Raw genomic sequence first — 17,913 nt, 5'->3', positions numbered from 1 at the left:
AAGAAAATGTAAGGAGATTCGGATGGACTTTGAAGCATTAAAAGATTGGTTTACACTTGAAAATATTATGAGTCTCATACAGGAATATCGAGCCTTAGGTCCGATACCGGGCATCTTGCTTATCGTCATTGAAGCATTTTTGCCGTTTCTCCCGTTGTTTATATTTGTAACGGCCAATGCAAATGCCTTTGGACTTTGGCTCGGATTTTTATATTCATGGCTGGGAGCGTGTTTGGGCGCATTCTTGGTTTTTATGCTCATTAGAAAATATGGACAAGGAAGGGTATTGATTTTTTTATCCAAGCACCCGAAGGTCCGAAGGCTGACGGACTGGGTAGAACGCCATGGATTTGGCCCCCTCTTTTTACTGCTTTGTTTTCCATTTACACCGTCAGCAGTCGTAAACATTGTTGTCGGTCTTTCGAAAATAAGAACGGCCCAATATATGCTGGCCGTGTGCATCGGGAAAATGGTGATGATTTTTACGATGAGCTTTATTGGTTATGATATTCGTTCACTGATTACTCAGCCCTACCGGACCGTTCTGGTATTAATTGTTATTCTCATTCTTTGGTTTGTTGGCAAAAGAATTGAAGGAAGAATGAATAAGACTATAGAAAATGACCATAATGAAGAAATAGATAGAAACAAAGAAAAGGAGAAACGGAGGCGCTTCAATGAAAATTGAATGGAAAAAGGAAGGCATGGAATGGGTTAAGGCATTTGCGATTGGAATTATTATTTTTGCGTTTATTCGTACCTTTTTCTTTTCCAACTATGTAGTAGAAGGCGAATCAATGATGCCGACCTTGCAGGATGGAAATAAGCTGGTGGTCAATAAGCTTGGTTACCAAGTAGGCGAGTTGAATCGCTTTGATGTCATTGTGTTTCACGCAAATGCGAAAGAAGATTTTGTCAAACGGATAATTGGTCTTCCAGGGGATAAAATTGAATATCGAAACGATGAGTTATACATTAATGGGCATAAGTATGAAGAGCCATTCTTAAATGTTTATAAACAAAAAGCACAAGGAGTTAAGATAACAGGTGATTTCAGCTTGAAGGAACTTACCGGAGAAAATATGGTGCCAGATGGGAAATTATTTGTGCTTGGCGATAATCGATTAGGCAGCTGGGACAGCCGCCAATTCGGATTCATTGCTACTGCTCAGGTTGTTGGAAAAGTGGACTTGCGTTACTGGCCGCTAAATGAAATGAATATTCATTTTTAAATTGGAGCACGATTACAAAAAATCGTGTTTTTTTTATTGGGCTTTGTTAAAGAACATTGTTGATTTTGAACACAATGTTGATTGGAGTGGAAGGCGCGAGACTCCTGCGGGAGCAGCGGGACAGGTGAGACCCCGCAGGCGCTTTAGCGCCGAGGAGGCTCACCGCCCGCCCCGCGGAAAGCGAAGCGCCTGGAACGGAAATCAACATTCCCTTTTAACACAGCCTTTTATTAAAAAGTTTTTCCATATTTGGTTTGATTCTGTTCCTGTGTTATCCAAACGCCTGTGCTCATTTTATGGTAGAATAAGAGATACATAGGAATGAGGAAAGCGGGGTTAGTTAATGTCATTAAGAATGGTAATTGGACGGTCAGGAAGCGGTAAAACAGCGATGTTTCTTGATGAAATAAAAAAAAGGCTAATCAAAGACCCAGAAGGAACACCGCTTATTTATCTCGTGCCGGAACAAATGACGTTTCTATCAGAATACCGATTAGCAACAGACTCAAGCGTTGGCGGGATGATTCGAGCACAGGTATTTAGTTTTTCCCGTTTAGCATGGAGAATTTTGCAGGAGACAGGCGGGATTAGCCGCTTACATTTAAGCAGTGTCGGGATGAGTATGTTAATTCGTAAAATAATTGACGAAAAGAAAGAGCAGTTAAAGCTTTTTCAACGGGCTGCCGATAAAAATGGCTTCGTCCAGCAAATAGAACAAATGATCACCGAATTTAAACGGTATTGTATTACACCCGAGGAGCTGACACAGGAGGCAGTAAATTCCAAAGCGTTACAAGATAAATTATCTGATTTAGAAATAATCTATCAACAGTTTGAAGATGAGATTTTTGGCAAATACATTGATTCAGAAGATTATTTTCGACTCTTAGCCGAGAAAATTACAGCCTCCGCATACTTAAAAGAGGCAGAAATCTATATTGATGGTTTTTATCATTTTTCACCGCAGGAATATCGAGTGATGGTGGAATTAATGAAACATTGTAAAAGTGTGTCCATCGCCATGACGACAGACCGTCTGGCCTTCGAGACGGCACCGGACGAACTTGATTTGTTCCGGGCTGCAAGCGAAACGTGTTACACCATTTATGAATTGGCAAAATCTGCGGGTATCGAAATCGATCAACCAGTAATCTTACGAGAGCAAAAAAAATGGAATCAGCCTTCTTTACTTTATTTAGAGGAAAGATTTGATGTGCGGCCAGTAGCTGCCTTTCATGGGGAGACAGCTATTCATATTAGTCAGGCAGTCAATCGAAGAGCTGAGATTGAAGGAATTGCCCGCGAAATTCGTCAAATAGTCCGGACAAAGGGGTACCGCTACAGAGATATCGCCTTGTTAATTAGAAATGGCGGCGATTATCATGAAATCGTTGAGCCGGTTTTCGCTGATTATCAGATTCCCTATTTTATCGATCAAAAACGAACGATGCTGAATCATCCTCTTATTGAATTGATTCGCTCAAGTCTTGAAGTAATTAATTCTTACTGGCGCTATGAACCTGTTTTTCGAGCTATCAAAACAGACCTGCTATATCCTTTGCAGGAAAATCCCAATAAAATGCGTGAGAAGATGGACAGGCTGGAAAACTATTGTCTTGCTTACGGAATCAACGGAAGTAAATGGACGAAAAAGGACCGTTGGATTTATCGGCGCGTTCGAGGACTAGAATTAGAGGCAAATGTCCAAACAGATGCAGAAAAAGGGATAGAACAAGAATTAAATGAATTAAAGCTAATGGTTACAGCACCGATTTTGCGGCTGTCGAGACGGTTGAAAAAAGCAGACTGTGGTCAAAAGCTGTGCGAAGCTGTTTATTTATATTTAGAAGAATTAGATATTCCGGAAAAGCTTGAAAACTGGAAAGCAGCTGCCGAAGAAAAGGGCAATCTTGTTCGGATGCGTGAGCACGAACAAGTGTGGAATGCTGTCATTGATTTGCTTGACCAATATGTCGAAATACTTGGTGACGAGCAAATTACGTTAAAATCATTTGCCGCTATTCTAGAGGCAGGATTTGAATCAATGCATTTTTCCCTCATTCCACCAGCACTTGACCAGGTCTTGATTGGCGATTTAGAAAAATCAAGGCTAAATGAAATGAAAATTGTTTTCGTCGCTGGGGTCAATGAAGGTGTATTGCCTGCGAAAATTTCTGATGAAGGAATATTGGCAGATGAAGATAGAGAAATGCTTTTAGCTGCCGGGATTAATGTCGCTCCAAGCAGCCGTACCCGTCTGCTTGATGAAAATTTCCTGGCTTACAAAGCCTTTACGGCACCATCTGATACGCTTTATGTCAGTTATCCACTCGCTAATGATGAAGGAAAGGCATTAATTCCTTCTTCGTACATTAAACGGTTAAAAGACATGTTTCCAGACGCAAGCGAACTTTTCTATGTAACAGATCCTGCTGAACTGCCTGAAAAAGGTCAGCTAAGCTTTATATCGAATTTTACGACCGCTTTGTCCTACCTCAATGCCCAGCTCCAATTGAAAAAGCGGAACTATCCAATTTCTGATTTGTGGTGGGATGTGTATAACTATTATCTTGAGGGTACCTGGAAAAACAAGGCTCAAAAGGTATTTTCCAGCCTGTTTTATTCCAACAGGACCATCCCTCTTTCGGAAGAAATAGCGAATGACTTATATGGGGAGACCATCCAGGCAAGTGTTTCTAGAATGGAATTATATAACTCCTGCGCCTTTTCTCATTTTGCTCAGCATGGCCTGAAGCTTCGTGAACGGCAAATTTTCCGCTTAGAGGCACCTGATATTGGCGAGTTATTTCATGCAGCCTTAAAGCAGATTGCTGATATTGTAAACGAACAAAAGATGTCCTGGGCAGGATTAACAAAGAAACAATGTGAAGACCTTTCTAAAGAAGCGGTTAAGACTTTAGCACCCAAACTGCAGCACGAAATATTACTGAGCTCAGAACGCCATCATTATATTAAACGCAAATTAGAGCAAATCATTACCCGAGCTTCCGTCGTCTTGAGTGAGCATGCAAAGGTAAGTGGATTCTCGCCAATTGGTTTGGAACTTGGCTTTGGACCAAATGGAAAGCTGCCGCCGTTATCCTTCACATTGAAGAATGGCAAGAGAATGGAATTGGCCGGGAGGATAGACAGAGTCGACCAGGCGAAAGCTGAAGACGACAGTGTTTATTTGCGGGTCATCGATTATAAATCAAGTGAAAAGGATGTCAATTTAAGTGAAGTGTATTATGGGCTTGCATTGCAAATGTTAACCTATCTTGATATTGTGGTCACCCACTCCAATGAATTAGTGGAAATGAAAGCAAGCCCGGCAGGAGTCCTTTATTTTCACGTCCATAATCCATTTATCAACGCTTCCAAAATGCTGACAAATGATGAAATTGAAAACGAAATGATGAAAAAGTTTAAAATGAATGGGCTGATGCTAAGCGATCAAAATGTCATTCAGCTCATGGATCAATCACTTGAATCCGGAGATTCGCAAATTATTGCAGCCGGAATAAAGAAAGATGGGAATTTATCGAAGAAGTCAAAAGTCGCAAGCATGGATGAGTTTGCTGATCTAAGACATCATGTCCGTAATTTATATCAAAAAACAGGCAATGCGATTATCGAAGGTCAAGTTGGCATCACACCTTATAAGCTGAAGGATAAAACTCCATGTAAGTTTTGTGCCTATAAATCGGTATGCCAATTTGATGAATCGCTTGAAAATAATCAATACAGGATTCTCACTCCGCAATCGAAGGAAGCTGTTTTGGAGCGAATTAGAAGCGAGGTAAGCGAAAATGAGTAATTTCATCATTCCACCCATGCCGGAAGGTGCCAATTGGACAGACGACCAATGGAAAGCGATTATGGCAAGGGATAAAGATATCCTTGTCGCTGCTGCTGCAGGTTCGGGAAAAACCGCTGTCCTTGTGGAACGGATTATCCAAAAAATTCTTTCTGTTGAATCCCCAGTTGATGTTGATGAACTGTTAATCGTGACATTTACGAACGCTTCAGCAGCAGAAATGCGCCACCGAATTGGTGAAGCTTTAGAAAAGGCTATTGATCAAGATCCAGGATCCCGGCATTTAAGAAAACAGCTTGGTTTATTGAATAAAGCATCGATTTCGACGCTTCACTCCTTTTGTATGGAGGTCATTCGTAAATATTATTACTTAATCGACGTTGATCCCGGATTCCGCATCGCCGATGAAACAGAGGCGCAGTTAATTAGGGATGAAGTAATCGATGAGTTGTTTGAAGAAGAATATGGAAAAAAAGATAATGAGTCATTTTTCAACTTAGTAGATTCGTTTACCAGTGATCGAAGTGACGCTGCCTTACAGGATATCGTTCGCTCAATCTACGATTTTGCTCGTTCAAGTCCGCTGCCAGACAAGTATTTACATGAAGTTGTATCGATGTATGATGTGGGGGAAATGACAAATGTAGAGGACCTTCCCTTTATTCAGTCGCTTCTATTTGATGTTAAATTGCAGCTTGAAGCAGCTAAGGAAATGATTAACAGAGGTTTGGAGGTAACGAAGCTTCCAAACGGACCGGCACCAAGAGCGGAAAATTTTTCGGATGATTTATGCGTCATTGATACATTATTAATGGCACAGCGGGACTCCTGGGCGACGCTGTATCAAGCAATGCAAACCTGGTCTTTTTCAAGGGCGAAACCGCTGAAGAAGGACCAGTATGACAAAGATTTATCTGAGAAAGCTCAAAAGCTCCGCGATAAAGCAAAGAAAAAAATCCAAGACATTAAGGACGAACTCTTTTCCCGAAAACCAGAAAGCTTTTTACGGGATTTGGCAGAAATGCGCCCATTGGTCGAAACACTTGTTCATCTTGTGAAAGAATTTTCCGTCCGTTTTGAAAAGGTAAAAAGAGAAAAAGGGCTTGTTGATTATTCGGATTTGGAGCATTACTGTTTGGACATATTGACAGAAGAAATTTCAGCTGAAGGAGAATTTCTTCCATCTGCAGCTGCTCTTGCCTATAAAAGTCATTTTAATGAAGTTTATTGTGATGAGTATCAGGACGTAAATATGGTGCAGGAAACGATTTTACGGCTGGTAACGAAAGAAGAAGAGCAGAATGGCAACCTGTTCATGGTCGGAGATGTTAAGCAATCGATCTATCGTTTCCGATTAGCTGAGCCCAATCTTTTTTTAGGAAAGTATAGCCGCTTTAGAGTGGACGGTGAGGCATCAGGACTCCGAATCGATTTAGCGCGTAATTTCAGAAGCCGCAAAGAAGTTCTTGATGGCACCAATTATTTATTCAAACAAATCATGGGTGTCAAGGTCGGCGAAATTAATTACGATGAGGCGGCCGAATTACGAAATGGCGCCCCATATCCTGAGAATGAGTTGTTTCCGATAGAGCTCATGCTGATTGATCAAAAGGCTGAAACAAAGGAAACACTACCAGACAGTGAAACAGAGTCAGAAGCGGAGCTGCCTGCCGAGTTTGATGCAGCTGATCTTGAGCAGTCCCAATTGGAAGCAAGAGTAATGGCGGCGAAAATTAAAGAGCTGGTTGCGAAGGGAGCACCGGTTTATAATACAAAAACGAAGTCCAGCAGGGCGATGATGTATCGGGATGTAGTGATTCTGCTTCGTTCGATGACGTGGGCGCCGCAAATCATGGAAGAGTTCAAGCAGCAAGGAATTCCGATTTATGCCAACCTATCAACTGGTTATTTTGAAGCTACGGAAGTAGCGGTAATGATGGCGCTTCTCCGCGTTATTGATAATCCCTACCAGGACATTCCGTTAGCGTCTGTACTCCGTTCCCCTATCGTTGGTTTGAACGAGGAGGAACTGGCAAAAATTCGCATTCATCAAAAGCGAGGTTCATTTTGGGAGGCAGTTTCTTCCTTTTGCAGGAACAAGTCGGCCGAAAACACAGAGGTGTTTTATGAAAAGGTCCGCCAGTTTTATGACTTACTAAAAGAGTGGCGGGGCATTGCACGTCAAGGGGCGCTGTCTGAGCTTATTTGGCAGCTTTACCGGGATACACAGTTCTATGATTTTGCAGGTGGCCTGCCAGGTGGAAAGCAGCGTCAGGCTAATTTAAGAGCCTTATATGATAGGGCGCGGCAATATGAACAAACCTCATTCCGGGGGCTTTTTCGCTTTTTACGCTTTATTGAACGGATGACTGAAAGAGGAGATGATCTCGGGGCCGCAAGGGCTCTTGGCGAACAGGAGGATGTGGTCCGGATTATGACCATTCACAGTAGTAAAGGACTGGAATTTCCCATTGTGTTTATTGCGGGAATGGCGAGGAACTTTAATATGGCTGATATTCGTAAACCATATATGCTCGATAAAGAATACGGATTTGCGGCCAAGTATGTAAATGCAGAAAAGCGGATTTCCTATCCATCGCTGCCACAGCTTGCCTTTAAGCGAAAGAAAAAAATGGAAATGCTTGCCGAGGAAATGCGCGTTTTATATGTGGCCATGACAAGGGCTAAAGAAAAGCTGTACATGACAGCGACATTAAAGGATGCCATGAAAAAAATCGACCAGTGGAATGACGTTTCATCCAATACGGAATGGTTGTTAAAGGATTATGAGCGAGCGTCGGCAATGAGCTATATCGACTGGGTTGGCCCAGCGCTTATCCGCCATCACGATTGCACAGATTTAAGGTTGGCAGGAGAGACTAATATGTTTGTCCCGAAAGAAATCACTAGACATCCTTCCTCCTGGAAAATTTCTTTAATGAATGCAGAAGAAATCCAAATACAAGAAATGGGGTTGGAAGAGGAAGACGGCCAATTCTTGGAGCGGGTCCAAAAAGGACAAACGGTCCAGGCAGCATCTGTTTTCGCCACTGAAATAAAGGAACAGCTGACATGGGAATATTCTTTTTCAAGTGCTGCGTCCCACCGCTCCAAACAATCGGTTTCCGAAATGAAGCGCCAAAGGGAAATGGTTGACGAGCAAAGTGGGACTGAGCTAGTTCGCAGCTTTAAAAAGTCAATCAGCAAACGGCCTAAGTTCATGCAGGAGAAATCTTTAAGCCCTGCAGAGCGGGGAACGGCCATGCATATGGTGATGCAGCATGTCGATTTGACAAAGAGAGTTAGTGAAGAAACGATTAACGAACAGTTAATGTGGATGGTCCAAAATGAATTGTTAACCCCTGAGCAGGCTGAAGTCATTGACAGCAAATTGATTGTTCAATTTTTCAACTCCCATTTAGGGCAAAGATATTTTCAAGCCAAAGCCATCCATCGGGAGATTCCATTTACACTTTCATTACCTGCCCATGAAGTTTATCCAGCCTGGAATGGGGAAGAAGAATCCGTTTTTGTCCAAGGGATTATTGACTGCATTCTTGTGGATGAAAATGGTTTAGTATTGATCGATTATAAATCAGATGGAATAACGGACCGATTCAAAGGTGGTTTTGAGCAAGCTAAACCAATTCTTGAAGACAGATACAGGCTCCAAATCAATTTATATACAAAGGCAATCGAACAAATTTGGAAACGAAAAGTCACTGAAAAATATTTATTTTTCTTTGATGGGGCCCATATATTAAAAGTGGAATAATTGCGGCCCTCCGCCCCTGTTCCATAAAAAAATGACATAGACCGGTGAGGTTTATGTCATTTTTTAATTGTTACCGGCTATAGGCTGGTCAATTACGTTTGTATCAAGTACATTGGTACCGCTCAAACCGGAATTTGTGACGATTAGTCCACCGGTGTTAAATCCACCAGAGCCGGCAAAAGTTTTCGTGCTGCTCTTTGGTGAGATATAAACGGTATCCCCGAATTGAATAATTCCTCCGCCTACATTAACAATTTGAACTGGACCGATTATCGCTGGCATCATAAACATCCTTTACAATTTTGAACTGCCTGGGAAATTAATTTACAGTAACATATGCGTTTATCCTATATCCTGTTCATGCCCTTCTAGCAGAAGTTGACGGATATGCTTAACTCTTGCTTCCATTGAAATATGTTTGCTGTTGCCGACATGTAATATCGCTGAGGAAGAAACGGCAGTGACCTTAATATTATTAACTTTTATAATCGGATTTAGATTATGTCGTACGATAGAAATTTTTTCAGTGATGGGCGGCAATGGCAGCTGCCTTTTAAAGATTGGATAGGAAGGAAAGTTTCCTTCGTCTCCGAAGAATATTTCTGCTTCCCTTTGCACTGCAAGTGCTCTAGAGAAGCCATTAATGATGCAGGAATCTCCTAATTGAATAACGGAGCAAAATGCTACCTCCTTTACTTGCAGGCTGTCGACACTAGAGGTTCGGGTCAGCATAACCAGGGGTCACATCCCGTTCTAATGGGACAAAAGGTCCAATTATTAAAGACTCTGGCGGTGTATCAAATGCGGCTGTCAGTTGAATTGTTTCCGTATCTCCAATCATAAATACGGAGGAGCTCGCAACCGCCAAGATATCTATATGATCGACATGGAGGACACGGTTATAAACTTCAAAATTCATTCCATCTTCATTCCTTTCACATTCTCAGGTAAATTATTTAAAAAGGCCCGTACACCATGTTGAATTTCCAGCTTAATTGCTTCAATAACTCTTTTCTCGATGGGGCTGGTCTGATTAGCCGATGCTGCATTGGCACTATTCGCTTTTAGATGATAGTCAATCCTATTAGGAAGTTGTTTGATAATATCTTCCTTTATAAAGGATAGATAGGATTCGTTTGGCGGAATGGCCAAGTTCCTCTGCGTTTCAGCAACGATTTGTGGTAAGTCTGTTTCTAAATATTCATGAATGCTCTCTTCAATTTCCATTGATAATCGCATTTGTTCTTTAGGAGGGAATGGGGTTTTTATTGATTGATTTTGTACGGCAAAGTCCTCAATACCGGATAAGTCGTTAGGATTTAAGCCAATATTTAACGTACCTTCAAGGGTCTCGACCTTCAATTGATCAAATTTATATTCAATTGTATCTACATGAATGGTTGGCTTTTCACTTATCTGTTTCAAATCACCCTGTAACTTTTGAATTGTTTGTTCTAAAACCGCAATCCTCTTTTCTTGTGCTTGAATATACATCTGCAGCCATTGAAGGTATTGGTAAACATCCTGATACACGTAAATCACCTCGTCTGCGAATCGCCTTTTCTGCTTGTGTTCTAACTATATGCAGCAACACATTTGGATTTGCTGATTTTCCACAAGTTCATAAGCCGGACAAGGTTTTCCGATTATCTGAGTGGTGCTTACGTTTTTGGTCTTATCTGACTGGTGCCTGTAATGGTACTGATGGTGCTAATAATTGCCCCTGTATTTCACCCGTGATTTGCCCCCCTGGTTTTATTCCGGGAGGTGCCGGTTTTGTGAAGCCCCCCGTATTATATAGATGGGCATGAGGCTTGATCATTCCAGCACTCCCGATTTGCAGGACAGAGGAATTGGTTATACCGCCAATTTTTATAGAATTTATTTGAATGGACTGCTGGATATAAAAATTCATGTTAGACCACCCATTTATTACATATTAAGGAAATTGTTTTGATCAATGACATCCGGATCTGATGTATTCGTTGAACTTACTCTGTTACTAACATCTACTTGATCACCAGTGTTAAAGGAACCAGCCCCTGAGAATGTTTTAGCCGTAGCAAATGGCATTATTTTATAGACATCGCCAATGTGGAAAACAGAACTATTTCCAAGTGTAATGACCTGTGCAACTCCAACTATCGCTGGCATGAGCAACACCCTTTATGATTATTTCTCTTTACATCCTATGTATGGGCGAATGTAATGTGATTCATTCGCCTATTTTAGTTGAAAATCCCCAGAAATATTGCCAATATTTCCATGAAAAATAGTTATATTCACACTATTTTCGTAATTAATTAGGACAATAAACTAAAAATAAGTCTAATTACCTAGTAATTTCGACACAGAATGATAAATTAGTAGGATATTCGATAGGGTTAAAACGTACTATTATGTGAGTAAGAGATCAGTCGGAAAAACAAACACTGAATCTCGATAAAGGCAAAGCTGATGAAAATCAGTGACGCAAAGCTACAGGGGCTAAGGTGCGAAGGCACTACGCCAGCCAGTTACCGAAAGATCAGGGTGTTTCATATTAGATATTCTTTTGTCTGCATAGCTGTATGCCTATGTGCTCATGGATGTTCTATGTTTATTAACCCCCCTTTCGGTAAAGGCGGGGTTATTTCTATTACACGGAGGTGAAAATCATTGAAAGTCGTGAATCTGACAAACGGAGCGGAACTGGCCAGCCAGGTTACAGCAGCGGACACCTTTTTTAAACGATTAAAAGGGCTGATGTTTTCGAAAAGCTTGCCAGCAGGACACGGCTTGTTAATCCAACCCTGCCAATCCATTCATACCTACTTCATGAACTATTCCATCGATGTTATTTACTTAAGCAAAGAGTTTGAAATTGTAGGATTAGACGAAACGGTAAAGCCTGCAAAAGTCGGGAAGTTTCATAGAAAAGCACAGTCCGTATTGGAACTGCCAGCAGGAACGATACGCGAAACAGGAACAAAAATCGGAAATTATTTAACTACTAAATGAAAAGGGGTTTTGACAAATGATGAAAAAAATGAAAGCTTTATTAACTGAAGAACAAGGACAAGGGATGACTGAGTATGGGTTAGTGTTAGGACTAATTGCAGTTGGGGTTGTAGCGGTCCTTATAACAATGCGCACAGAAATCACAGCTTTGTTTAATAGAGCAGTCACTGCTATTTCAGGAGCTGGCACTGAAGCTGGCAGCTGATCCATATAGAAATAAGTTGGAAATAAAGTATTATACAGCCTTGCGTTCAAACCAAACGTGAGGCTCTTTTCTTGAAAGGAGAGGGCATTTTGTGGAGTTCTAGTTTATTAATCGTTCTGTTAATCGTATGTGTCATTACCGATCTTAGGGAACGAAAAATCTACAATGCTGTATTATTTCCGTTTTTATTTGCGGCCATCATTCTCCACGTTGTAACAGGAGGATTACATGGGCTATCAGGGGCATTGCTAGGAACAGCGGTTGGTTTAGGGATTTTATTAATCCCCTATCTTCTTGGCGGCATGGGGGCAGGTGATGTAAAGCTTCTTGCGGTTATTGGCGGTATAAAAGGGATTGGATTTGTGTTAATGGCCTCCATTTATATGGCACTAGCAGGCGGGATTATCGCTATTTTTGTCCTCCTATTTCGAAAAGGCTTCATTACACGAATCCTGTACTTTTTTCAAGGTCTCAGACATGGAATGCGGCTTTCCCTTTTTGAAGATAAAACAACATTTCCCTACGGTGTGGCAATCGCAGCAGGTGCGTTTTTTCAATTTCTATTTCCTGGGGTCCTCCCATTATGAAAAGGGATGAACGGGGTCAGTCGCTCGTTGAAACAGCGCTATTACTTCCGATATTTTTATTAATTTTAGTTGGAATTCTAGATTTTGGCAGATTAACGTACTCCTATGCCCATTTGCATATGGCTGCGCAGGAAACCGTTCGCCTTGGCGGTTTAGGTAAAAAGGACACAGCCATCTCTTCCTTCGCCCATAACTATGTTCATTTAGGCGACACGACCAAATTGCAGGTGGATATAGCGCCAAAAGATACAATCAGGAAATCGGGGGATTATGTCAAAGTAACGCTGCGCTATCCTTTTCAATTTTATACACCGTTTGTTTCAAAGCTTTTCCCTTCAAAATTTTTGATTGAAACGGATTCAACGATTCGCGTTGAATAAGGGGTGAATATAGTGCTTCAGGTAATAAAAAAAATCGGAAAGGAAGAGCAAGGAAATACCCTTTTCTTTGGTGCAATCTCCTTAATGGTTATCTTGTTCATAGCGGGCTTAGCCTTAGATGGCAGTTTACTCTACATGAAAAAAAGCCAATTGCAAAAAGAAGCCAATGCTGCCGTTCTTTCAGGAGCGCAGGAACTTACATCCACTGAGCAAAAGGTGACCGGTACGGTTCAAACAATCTTAAATGCCCATAAGGACACAACCGCTTTGTCGAAGCTAGATATTAAGATGGGAGAAAAACTGGCGCTAACGTTAACGAAACCAGTGAATCTTACATTTGCCCGCCTGTTCGGCATAGAAAAAGTGAGTGTAAAGGCTCGTGCTGCTGCCGGATTGAATGCGATTGGGAAGTCAATCGGGGCGGCGCCGTTAGGAATTGATGAAAGTATTCCACTAGAATACTATAAAGAATATAAATTAAAGGTTGACTCATCAGATTCGCAGTCAGGGAATTTTGGAATCTTAGCACTTGGCGGCCCAGGGGCAAAGACATATGAACAAAACTTACGTGATGGCTATCAATCTGAAATTAGCATCAATTCTATAATAAATACAGAAACAGGTAATATCGCCGGAAAAACGAGAGATGTGATTAATCAGCGGGTCAATGGCTGCTCCCAGCCTCCGGGTGATTATAGTCTCCGCAATTGCTCGAGGATTATTCTTATTCTTGTTTATAAACCTTATAACTATACCGGTGGTCAAATGAAACAAATACAGGTCACAGGTTTTGCCTATTTTTATATCACAACGCCCATGAGTACAAATGATACCTCTATTACGGGAGTCTTTATCAAAAGAGCAGGGGAAGGCTCATTTGTTGAGGGGGCAAAGGACAAGGGAGCATACAGCATACGACTAACGGAGTAGGTGAGGCAATATGAAATCAAAAATGGTCTTAATGCTATCACTTATTATGGGGATCATTACAACCTTTTTGTTTTTCCAATATACAAAGCAAATGAAGACAGAAAAGACAGCTGCTATTCAAACGGTAGGTGTAGTAATAGCGAAAGAAAGAATCGAAAAGAATGAAAAGATTTCATCATCTAAGCTTGAAATTGTGCAAATGCCAGAAAATAGTGTCCTGCCGGAAGGAGTCAAAACAATTCCGGAAGCAGAAGGAAAGCTTGCCAACTCGATGATTGAAAAAGGCGAGCCGGTGCTTTCGCATCGGCTTGGCACTGAGAAGGAAGAAGGAGTCTATGTTTCCAGAAAGGTAAAGGAAGGCTACCGGGCAATTTCAATCGGAGTTGATATTAATCAATCGGTTACAAACCTGATTGAACCAGAAGACGAAGTAGATGTTATTTTTTCGAAAATAACGATGGATCCAGCGAATAATCCTGTATCCCAATCGACAATTTTGCTGAAGCAGGCACGGGTCCTAGCGGTAGGCAGAAAAATGCTGACGCCTGAAGATACAAAAGAGCCATATACAGAATACAGTTCGATAACATTAGAATTAAAGCCGGAAGATGCCATGAAGCTTGTTAATGCAAAAGAAGAGGGGAAAATTCATTTTATTCTGAATAAACGGCCATTAATAAGAGAATAAAAAGCTCAAAAAACAGTAAAGTTTTTGGAAGGTGACGATTCATGACAAGCCCAGTTGAAATGCAAACCGAACAAATGAATAGTAACCCCCGCGGTGGAAAAATAATAGCTGTTTGCAGCCCAAAAGGCGGGATTGGTCGTACTACCTTAACCGTTAATTTAGCAGTAGCGTTAATGAAAAAAAACTTTACTGTTAGTGTTTTGGATGGTGATTTTCAATTCGGTGACGTTAACCTTGCCATGGATTTGAAATTCTCCTTAACTATTAAAGAAGTGTTGGAAGTTCTAAAGTCACTCGATGGCCCTAGTCTCAATAATTATTTAGCTGTACATGAAAGCGGCGTAAGAGTCCTTTCAGCACCTGAACGCCCGGAATTTGCCGACTTAATTACGAATGAAGCAGTTAATAAAATTTTAGATGTAATGATCTCCCAACATGATTACGTGGTTGTTGACACGCCTGTTGGTTTACATGAGCAATCACTAAGAATTCTTGAAAGAGCCGACCAAGTCCTTGTAGTAACGAATTTGGAGATGGCTGCCTTAAAAAATACGAAGCTCTACCTTGAAACTCTCGACCTGCTAGGGCTAAGGTCAAGGGTTAAGGTTATAGTTAATCGAGCAAATATGGACAGTGTGATTAAGGCCATGGATGCAGCAAAAATATTAGCAGAACCCAATCCTATTTATATCCCAAATGATTTTCAAATTTGTTCGCAGTCGATTAATTTAGGTGTTCCATTTGTAATGAAGCATGCAAAATCAGAGGTGGCCAAGGGTGTCTTTAAAATGGCCGAAATAATTTCCGGCGGTAATAGTCCGAGTTCCAAGAAAGCGAAAAAAGGTCATTCACCATTATCAAAGCTTTTTTCCAAGAAACGTTCATAAAGGTGGGTTGGATGAATGAGTCTCTTAAATAGACTTCAAGAAAAAAAGATACTTTCGGGCGGGGAGTCCCAAAAAGAAGCTTCTTATGATGAATATCTGGCATCCCCGCCTACACCCGACATTCGCAAAGTATTTCGTGAACAGACTGCACAAGAAAAAAAGAAGGAAACACTAAAGACTGATAAGGCAGATAAACATCAGGAATTAAAAAATGTTATGCAAAAAAAAATTATTCAGGAGCTAAAAGAGCAAGAGATTGAGCAAATCGTCGGCAAGCTTGATGGAATGGCGATAGAAATCATAAAAGAAGATGAGGAATTTCGCGGGCAAATCGACAGAAAAAAAGTAGTCGATGAATTGATCAATGATTTAACAGGCTTTGGTCCAATAAATCCGCTCCTATTAGATGAAGAAGTTTCCGAAGTGATGGTAAACGGACCGAACCAAGTTTATTGTGAACGGAAAGGAAAATTAGTGCTATCAGAAGTTTCATTCCGTGACAACGAGCATGTCATGAATGTAATTGAAAAAATTGTTGCACCGCTCGGAAGGCGAATTGACGAAAGCTCGCCAATGGTTGATGCCAGGCTGCCAGATGGGTCAAGGGTCAATGCCATTATTCCTCCGCTCGCATTAAACGGACCAACAATCACTATTCGAAAATTTTCCAAGGATCCCTACCAAATTGAAGACTTAATTAACTTCGGAACGGTGACGGAAGAAATGGCAATATTTCTAGACGCCTGCGTGAAAGCACGCTTAAATATGTTTGTAAGCGGCGGAACGGGCTCTGGTAAAACAACTACACTGAATGTTTTATCTAATTTTATTCCGGATGATGAAAGGATTGTTACGATAGAGGATGCTGCGGAAATTCAGCTTGGACAGGACCATGTTGTTACCTTAGAGTCGAGACCACCCAATATTGAAGGTAAAGGAGCCATCTCGATTCGTGATCTAGTCAGGAATTCCTTAAGGATGAGACCGGATCGGATTGTTATTGGAGAGGTGCGCGGCGGGGAAGCACTTGATATGCTCCAAGCGATGAATACAGGGCATGATGGATCGCTTGCGACAGGTCATGCCAACAGTCCAAGGGATATGATTTCCCGCCTGGAAACAATGGTATTGTTAGCTGGAGTAGATTTGCCTATTAAAGCAATTCGTGAACAAATTTCTGGTGCGATTGATATCATTATTCAACAATCCCGTCTGAAAGACGGGTCAAGGAAAATTATCAATATTACTGAAGTGCAAGGGATGGAAGGTGATATTATCGTCCTGCAAGATATTTTTACCTTTAAACAAGATGGGCTTGTGGAAGGGAAAATCATTGGCAGGCTTGTCCCAACTGGTGTCCGTCCGAAATTTTATGAGCGGCTTGAGTCTTCGGGTATTCATATACCGCCATCAGTATTTTTTGAAAAAGAGGAGTGGGTACGATGATGTTTGCACTCTTGTTCTCTTTTTTATTATTTGTCTCATTTTTATGCTATTCGATTTTAGGAAAAATATTTCCTGCGAAAAAAAATTTTGAAAATCGAGTCCAGCATTATTTAGCAATCGAGGTTAAAAAAGAAACTCAAGATGAAGTTAGAGACAAACGCAAAACTTTCATAAAAATATTAAAACAAAGAATCCAGAAACAGGTGTTAACAAAGGAAAAAAACACGAAACTTGAAACGAAAATAGCTCGTGCGGGCCTCCCGCTAAAGCCGGAAGAATTCATCCTCTTTCAATGGATTTTAACGGCATTTGCGGGTGGTTTATTCTATTTAGTCACGGAAAATTGGTTGTTCATCTTAATTGGCGGGACACTAGGGTTCTTCTTCCCAAAATGGTATTTGCGAAAAAAACAGCGCAATCGGGTAGCAAGGTTTAATGAAGGCCTTGCTGATATGATAACCACCATTGTTGGCTCACTTAGAGCCGGCTTCAGTTTTCCACAGGCGTTAAAATCGGTCACTGAGGAAGCGGCTTCACCGATTAAGGAGGAAATGGAGTTCGTATTGAAAGAAATGCAGTATGGAAAAAGTATTGAAGATGCGTTGAACGATTTAAAGGAGCGTATGCCAAGTGAAGATTTGGATTTAATGATCCAAGCAATCTTAATTCAACGTCAAGTGGGCGGTAATCTTGCGACTGTTCTTGATAAGATTGTGGAAACCATCCGCGACCGGACCAAAATACAGAGGCAAATTACGACCTTAACTGCGCAGGGGCGGTTATCTGGATATGTCATTGCCTTGCTTCCGGTCATCCTTGGTTTAGTCCTTTACATGATTCAGCCGGAATATATTGGAACGCTATTTCAACATCCAATTGGCCTTGCAATGGTGGCTGCAGGTCTCATTTCAGGAATTATCGGGTTTATTTTGATCAAAAAAATTACTGCAATCGAGGTGTAGCGGG

The 17,913-nt window shown here is 41.2% G+C and carries 19 protein-coding genes and 1 riboswitch; of the genes, 13 read left to right on the top strand and 6 right to left on the bottom strand.

Translation table 11 applies throughout. The features are described 5' to 3' along the window. Positions 1–22: 22 nt before the first annotated feature. From ACFVSW_RS03975 to addA, 4 genes are all read left to right on the top strand, one after another. The gene (locus ACFVSW_RS03975) at positions 23–688 is read left to right on the top strand and encodes a TVP38/TMEM64 family protein (RefSeq protein WP_387312453.1); all 666 of its coding nucleotides are present in this window, start codon (positions 23–25) and stop codon (positions 686–688) included. After that, positions 678–1,232, top strand: a complete 555-nt coding sequence (lepB, locus tag ACFVSW_RS03970; RefSeq protein WP_387312450.1) for a signal peptidase I — start codon at positions 678–680, stop codon at positions 1,230–1,232. The genes ACFVSW_RS03975 and lepB overlap by 11 nt, the downstream gene beginning before the upstream one ends. 343 nt (positions 1,233–1,575) lie before the next feature. Beyond that, entirely contained in the window at positions 1,576–5,049 is a 3,474-nt protein-coding gene (gene addB, locus ACFVSW_RS03965; RefSeq protein ID WP_387312447.1) for a helicase-exonuclease AddAB subunit AddB, read from the top strand. Further along, positions 5,042–8,824 (top strand): helicase-exonuclease AddAB subunit AddA, encoded by a 3,783-nt coding sequence (gene addA, locus ACFVSW_RS03960; RefSeq protein ID WP_387312445.1) that lies wholly within the window; start codon positions 5,042–5,044, stop codon positions 8,822–8,824. The genes addB and addA overlap by 8 nt, the downstream gene beginning before the upstream one ends. Before the next feature lie 63 nt (positions 8,825–8,887). Here the strand turns inward: addA and ACFVSW_RS03955 are convergent, their stop codons facing one another. The 6 genes from ACFVSW_RS03955 to ACFVSW_RS03930 all read right to left on the bottom strand — a co-directional run bounded on the left by ACFVSW_RS03955 (position 8,888) and on the right by ACFVSW_RS03930 (position 10,978). Beyond that, entirely contained in the window at positions 8,888–9,106 is a 219-nt protein-coding gene (locus ACFVSW_RS03955; protein ID WP_387312442.1) for a spore germination protein, read from the bottom strand. Positions 9,107–9,166: 60 nt separating this feature from the next. Continuing rightward, entirely contained in the window at positions 9,167–9,556 is a 390-nt protein-coding gene (locus tag ACFVSW_RS03950) for a spore germination protein GerPE (RefSeq protein ID WP_387312441.1), read from the bottom strand. Then, positions 9,537–9,743, bottom strand: a complete 207-nt coding sequence (locus ACFVSW_RS03945; protein ID WP_387312438.1) for a spore gernimation protein GerPD — start codon at positions 9,741–9,743, stop codon at positions 9,537–9,539. Before ACFVSW_RS03945 ends, ACFVSW_RS03950 begins: the two co-directional genes overlap by 20 nt. Then, positions 9,740–10,357 (bottom strand): spore germination protein GerPC, encoded by a 618-nt coding sequence (gene gerPC / locus ACFVSW_RS03940; protein WP_387312435.1) that lies wholly within the window; start codon positions 10,355–10,357, stop codon positions 9,740–9,742. Before gerPC ends, ACFVSW_RS03945 begins: the two co-directional genes overlap by 4 nt. A 142-nt stretch (positions 10,358–10,499) precedes the next feature. Then, positions 10,500–10,739: a spore germination protein GerPB gene (locus ACFVSW_RS03935; protein WP_387312433.1), complete on the bottom strand. Its 240-nt coding sequence runs from the start codon at positions 10,737–10,739 to the stop codon at positions 10,500–10,502. 17 nt (positions 10,740–10,756) lie between these two features. Next, positions 10,757–10,978: a spore germination protein gene (locus ACFVSW_RS03930; protein WP_387312430.1), complete on the bottom strand. Its 222-nt coding sequence runs from the start codon at positions 10,976–10,978 to the stop codon at positions 10,757–10,759. 283 nt (positions 10,979–11,261) lie between these two features. Next, a riboswitch (cyclic di-GMP riboswitch) is annotated at positions 11,262–11,348 on the top strand. Between the two features lie 143 nt (positions 11,349–11,491). Between ACFVSW_RS03930 and ACFVSW_RS03925 the strand changes: the two genes are divergently transcribed. The 9 genes from ACFVSW_RS03925 to ACFVSW_RS03885 all read left to right on the top strand — a co-directional run bounded on the left by ACFVSW_RS03925 (position 11,492) and on the right by ACFVSW_RS03885 (position 17,909). Then, complete coding sequence (locus ACFVSW_RS03925; RefSeq protein ID WP_387312714.1) at positions 11,492–11,824, top strand: DUF192 domain-containing protein; 333 nt, start codon at positions 11,492–11,494, stop codon at positions 11,822–11,824. Between the two features lie 16 nt (positions 11,825–11,840). Further along, a complete protein-coding gene (locus tag ACFVSW_RS03920; RefSeq protein ID WP_387312428.1) occupies positions 11,841–12,029 on the top strand; it encodes a Flp family type IVb pilin in 189 nt (62 codons plus the stop codon). Positions 12,030–12,118: 89 nt separating this feature from the next. Beyond that, the gene (locus tag ACFVSW_RS03915) at positions 12,119–12,616 is read left to right on the top strand and encodes an A24 family peptidase (RefSeq protein WP_387312425.1); all 498 of its coding nucleotides are present in this window, start codon (positions 12,119–12,121) and stop codon (positions 12,614–12,616) included. Next, the gene (locus ACFVSW_RS03910; RefSeq protein ID WP_387312422.1) at positions 12,613–12,996 is read left to right on the top strand and encodes a TadE/TadG family type IV pilus assembly protein; all 384 of its coding nucleotides are present in this window, start codon (positions 12,613–12,615) and stop codon (positions 12,994–12,996) included. Before ACFVSW_RS03915 ends, ACFVSW_RS03910 begins: the two co-directional genes overlap by 4 nt. Before the next feature lie 12 nt (positions 12,997–13,008). Next, the gene (locus ACFVSW_RS03905; RefSeq protein ID WP_387312419.1) at positions 13,009–13,926 is read left to right on the top strand and encodes a pilus assembly protein TadG-related protein; all 918 of its coding nucleotides are present in this window, start codon (positions 13,009–13,011) and stop codon (positions 13,924–13,926) included. 10 nt (positions 13,927–13,936) lie between these two features. Next, entirely contained in the window at positions 13,937–14,614 is a 678-nt protein-coding gene (cpaB, locus tag ACFVSW_RS03900) for a Flp pilus assembly protein CpaB (protein ID WP_387312417.1), read from the top strand. A 41-nt stretch (positions 14,615–14,655) separates the two neighbouring features. Next, the gene (locus ACFVSW_RS03895; RefSeq protein ID WP_387312415.1) at positions 14,656–15,501 is read left to right on the top strand and encodes a CpaE/TadZ family protein; all 846 of its coding nucleotides are present in this window, start codon (positions 14,656–14,658) and stop codon (positions 15,499–15,501) included. Positions 15,502–15,516: 15 nt separating this feature from the next. Beyond that, entirely contained in the window at positions 15,517–16,947 is a 1,431-nt protein-coding gene (locus ACFVSW_RS03890) for a TadA family conjugal transfer-associated ATPase (RefSeq protein ID WP_387312411.1), read from the top strand. Next, positions 16,944–17,909 (top strand): type II secretion system F family protein, encoded by a 966-nt coding sequence (locus tag ACFVSW_RS03885; protein ID WP_387312409.1) that lies wholly within the window; start codon positions 16,944–16,946, stop codon positions 17,907–17,909. Before ACFVSW_RS03890 ends, ACFVSW_RS03885 begins: the two co-directional genes overlap by 4 nt. The last annotated feature ends 4 nt before the right edge of the window (positions 17,910–17,913 follow it).

It is taken from the genome of Neobacillus sp. NPDC058068, assembly GCF_042885335.1.
Lineage (GTDB): Bacteria > Bacillota > Bacilli > Bacillales > Cytobacillaceae > Neobacillus.
Note: the sequence above shows the minus strand (reverse complement) of the source record. Positions and strands in the feature narration are given on the sequence as shown.

Coding starts and splice junctions, on each gene's coding strand:
- ACFVSW_RS03975 (WP_387312453.1), top strand. CDS start 23: ATGGACTTTGAAGCATTAAAAGATTGGTTTACACTTGAAAATATTATG.
- lepB (WP_387312450.1), top strand. CDS start 678: ATGAAAATTGAATGGAAAAAGGAAGGCATGGAATGGGTTAAGGCATTT.
- addB (WP_387312447.1), top strand. CDS start 1,576: ATGTCATTAAGAATGGTAATTGGACGGTCAGGAAGCGGTAAAACAGCG.
- addA (WP_387312445.1), top strand. CDS start 5,042: ATGAGTAATTTCATCATTCCACCCATGCCGGAAGGTGCCAATTGGACA.
- ACFVSW_RS03955 (WP_387312442.1), bottom strand. CDS start 9,106: ATGCCAGCGATAATCGGTCCAGTTCAAATTGTTAATGTAGGCGGAGGA.
- ACFVSW_RS03950 (WP_387312441.1), bottom strand. CDS start 9,556: ATGCTGACCCGAACCTCTAGTGTCGACAGCCTGCAAGTAAAGGAGGTA.
- ACFVSW_RS03945 (WP_387312438.1), bottom strand. CDS start 9,743: ATGAATTTTGAAGTTTATAACCGTGTCCTCCATGTCGATCATATAGAT.
- ACFVSW_RS03935 (WP_387312433.1), bottom strand. CDS start 10,739: ATGAATTTTTATATCCAGCAGTCCATTCAAATAAATTCTATAAAAATT.
- ACFVSW_RS03930 (WP_387312430.1), bottom strand. CDS start 10,978: ATGCCAGCGATAGTTGGAGTTGCACAGGTCATTACACTTGGAAATAGT.
- ACFVSW_RS03920 (WP_387312428.1), top strand. CDS start 11,841: ATGATGAAAAAAATGAAAGCTTTATTAACTGAAGAACAAGGACAAGGG.
- ACFVSW_RS03910 (WP_387312422.1), top strand. CDS start 12,613: ATGAAAAGGGATGAACGGGGTCAGTCGCTCGTTGAAACAGCGCTATTA.
- cpaB (WP_387312417.1), top strand. CDS start 13,937: ATGAAATCAAAAATGGTCTTAATGCTATCACTTATTATGGGGATCATT.
- ACFVSW_RS03895 (WP_387312415.1), top strand. CDS start 14,656: ATGACAAGCCCAGTTGAAATGCAAACCGAACAAATGAATAGTAACCCC.
- ACFVSW_RS03890 (WP_387312411.1), top strand. CDS start 15,517: ATGAGTCTCTTAAATAGACTTCAAGAAAAAAAGATACTTTCGGGCGGG.
- ACFVSW_RS03885 (WP_387312409.1), top strand. CDS start 16,944: ATGATGTTTGCACTCTTGTTCTCTTTTTTATTATTTGTCTCATTTTTA.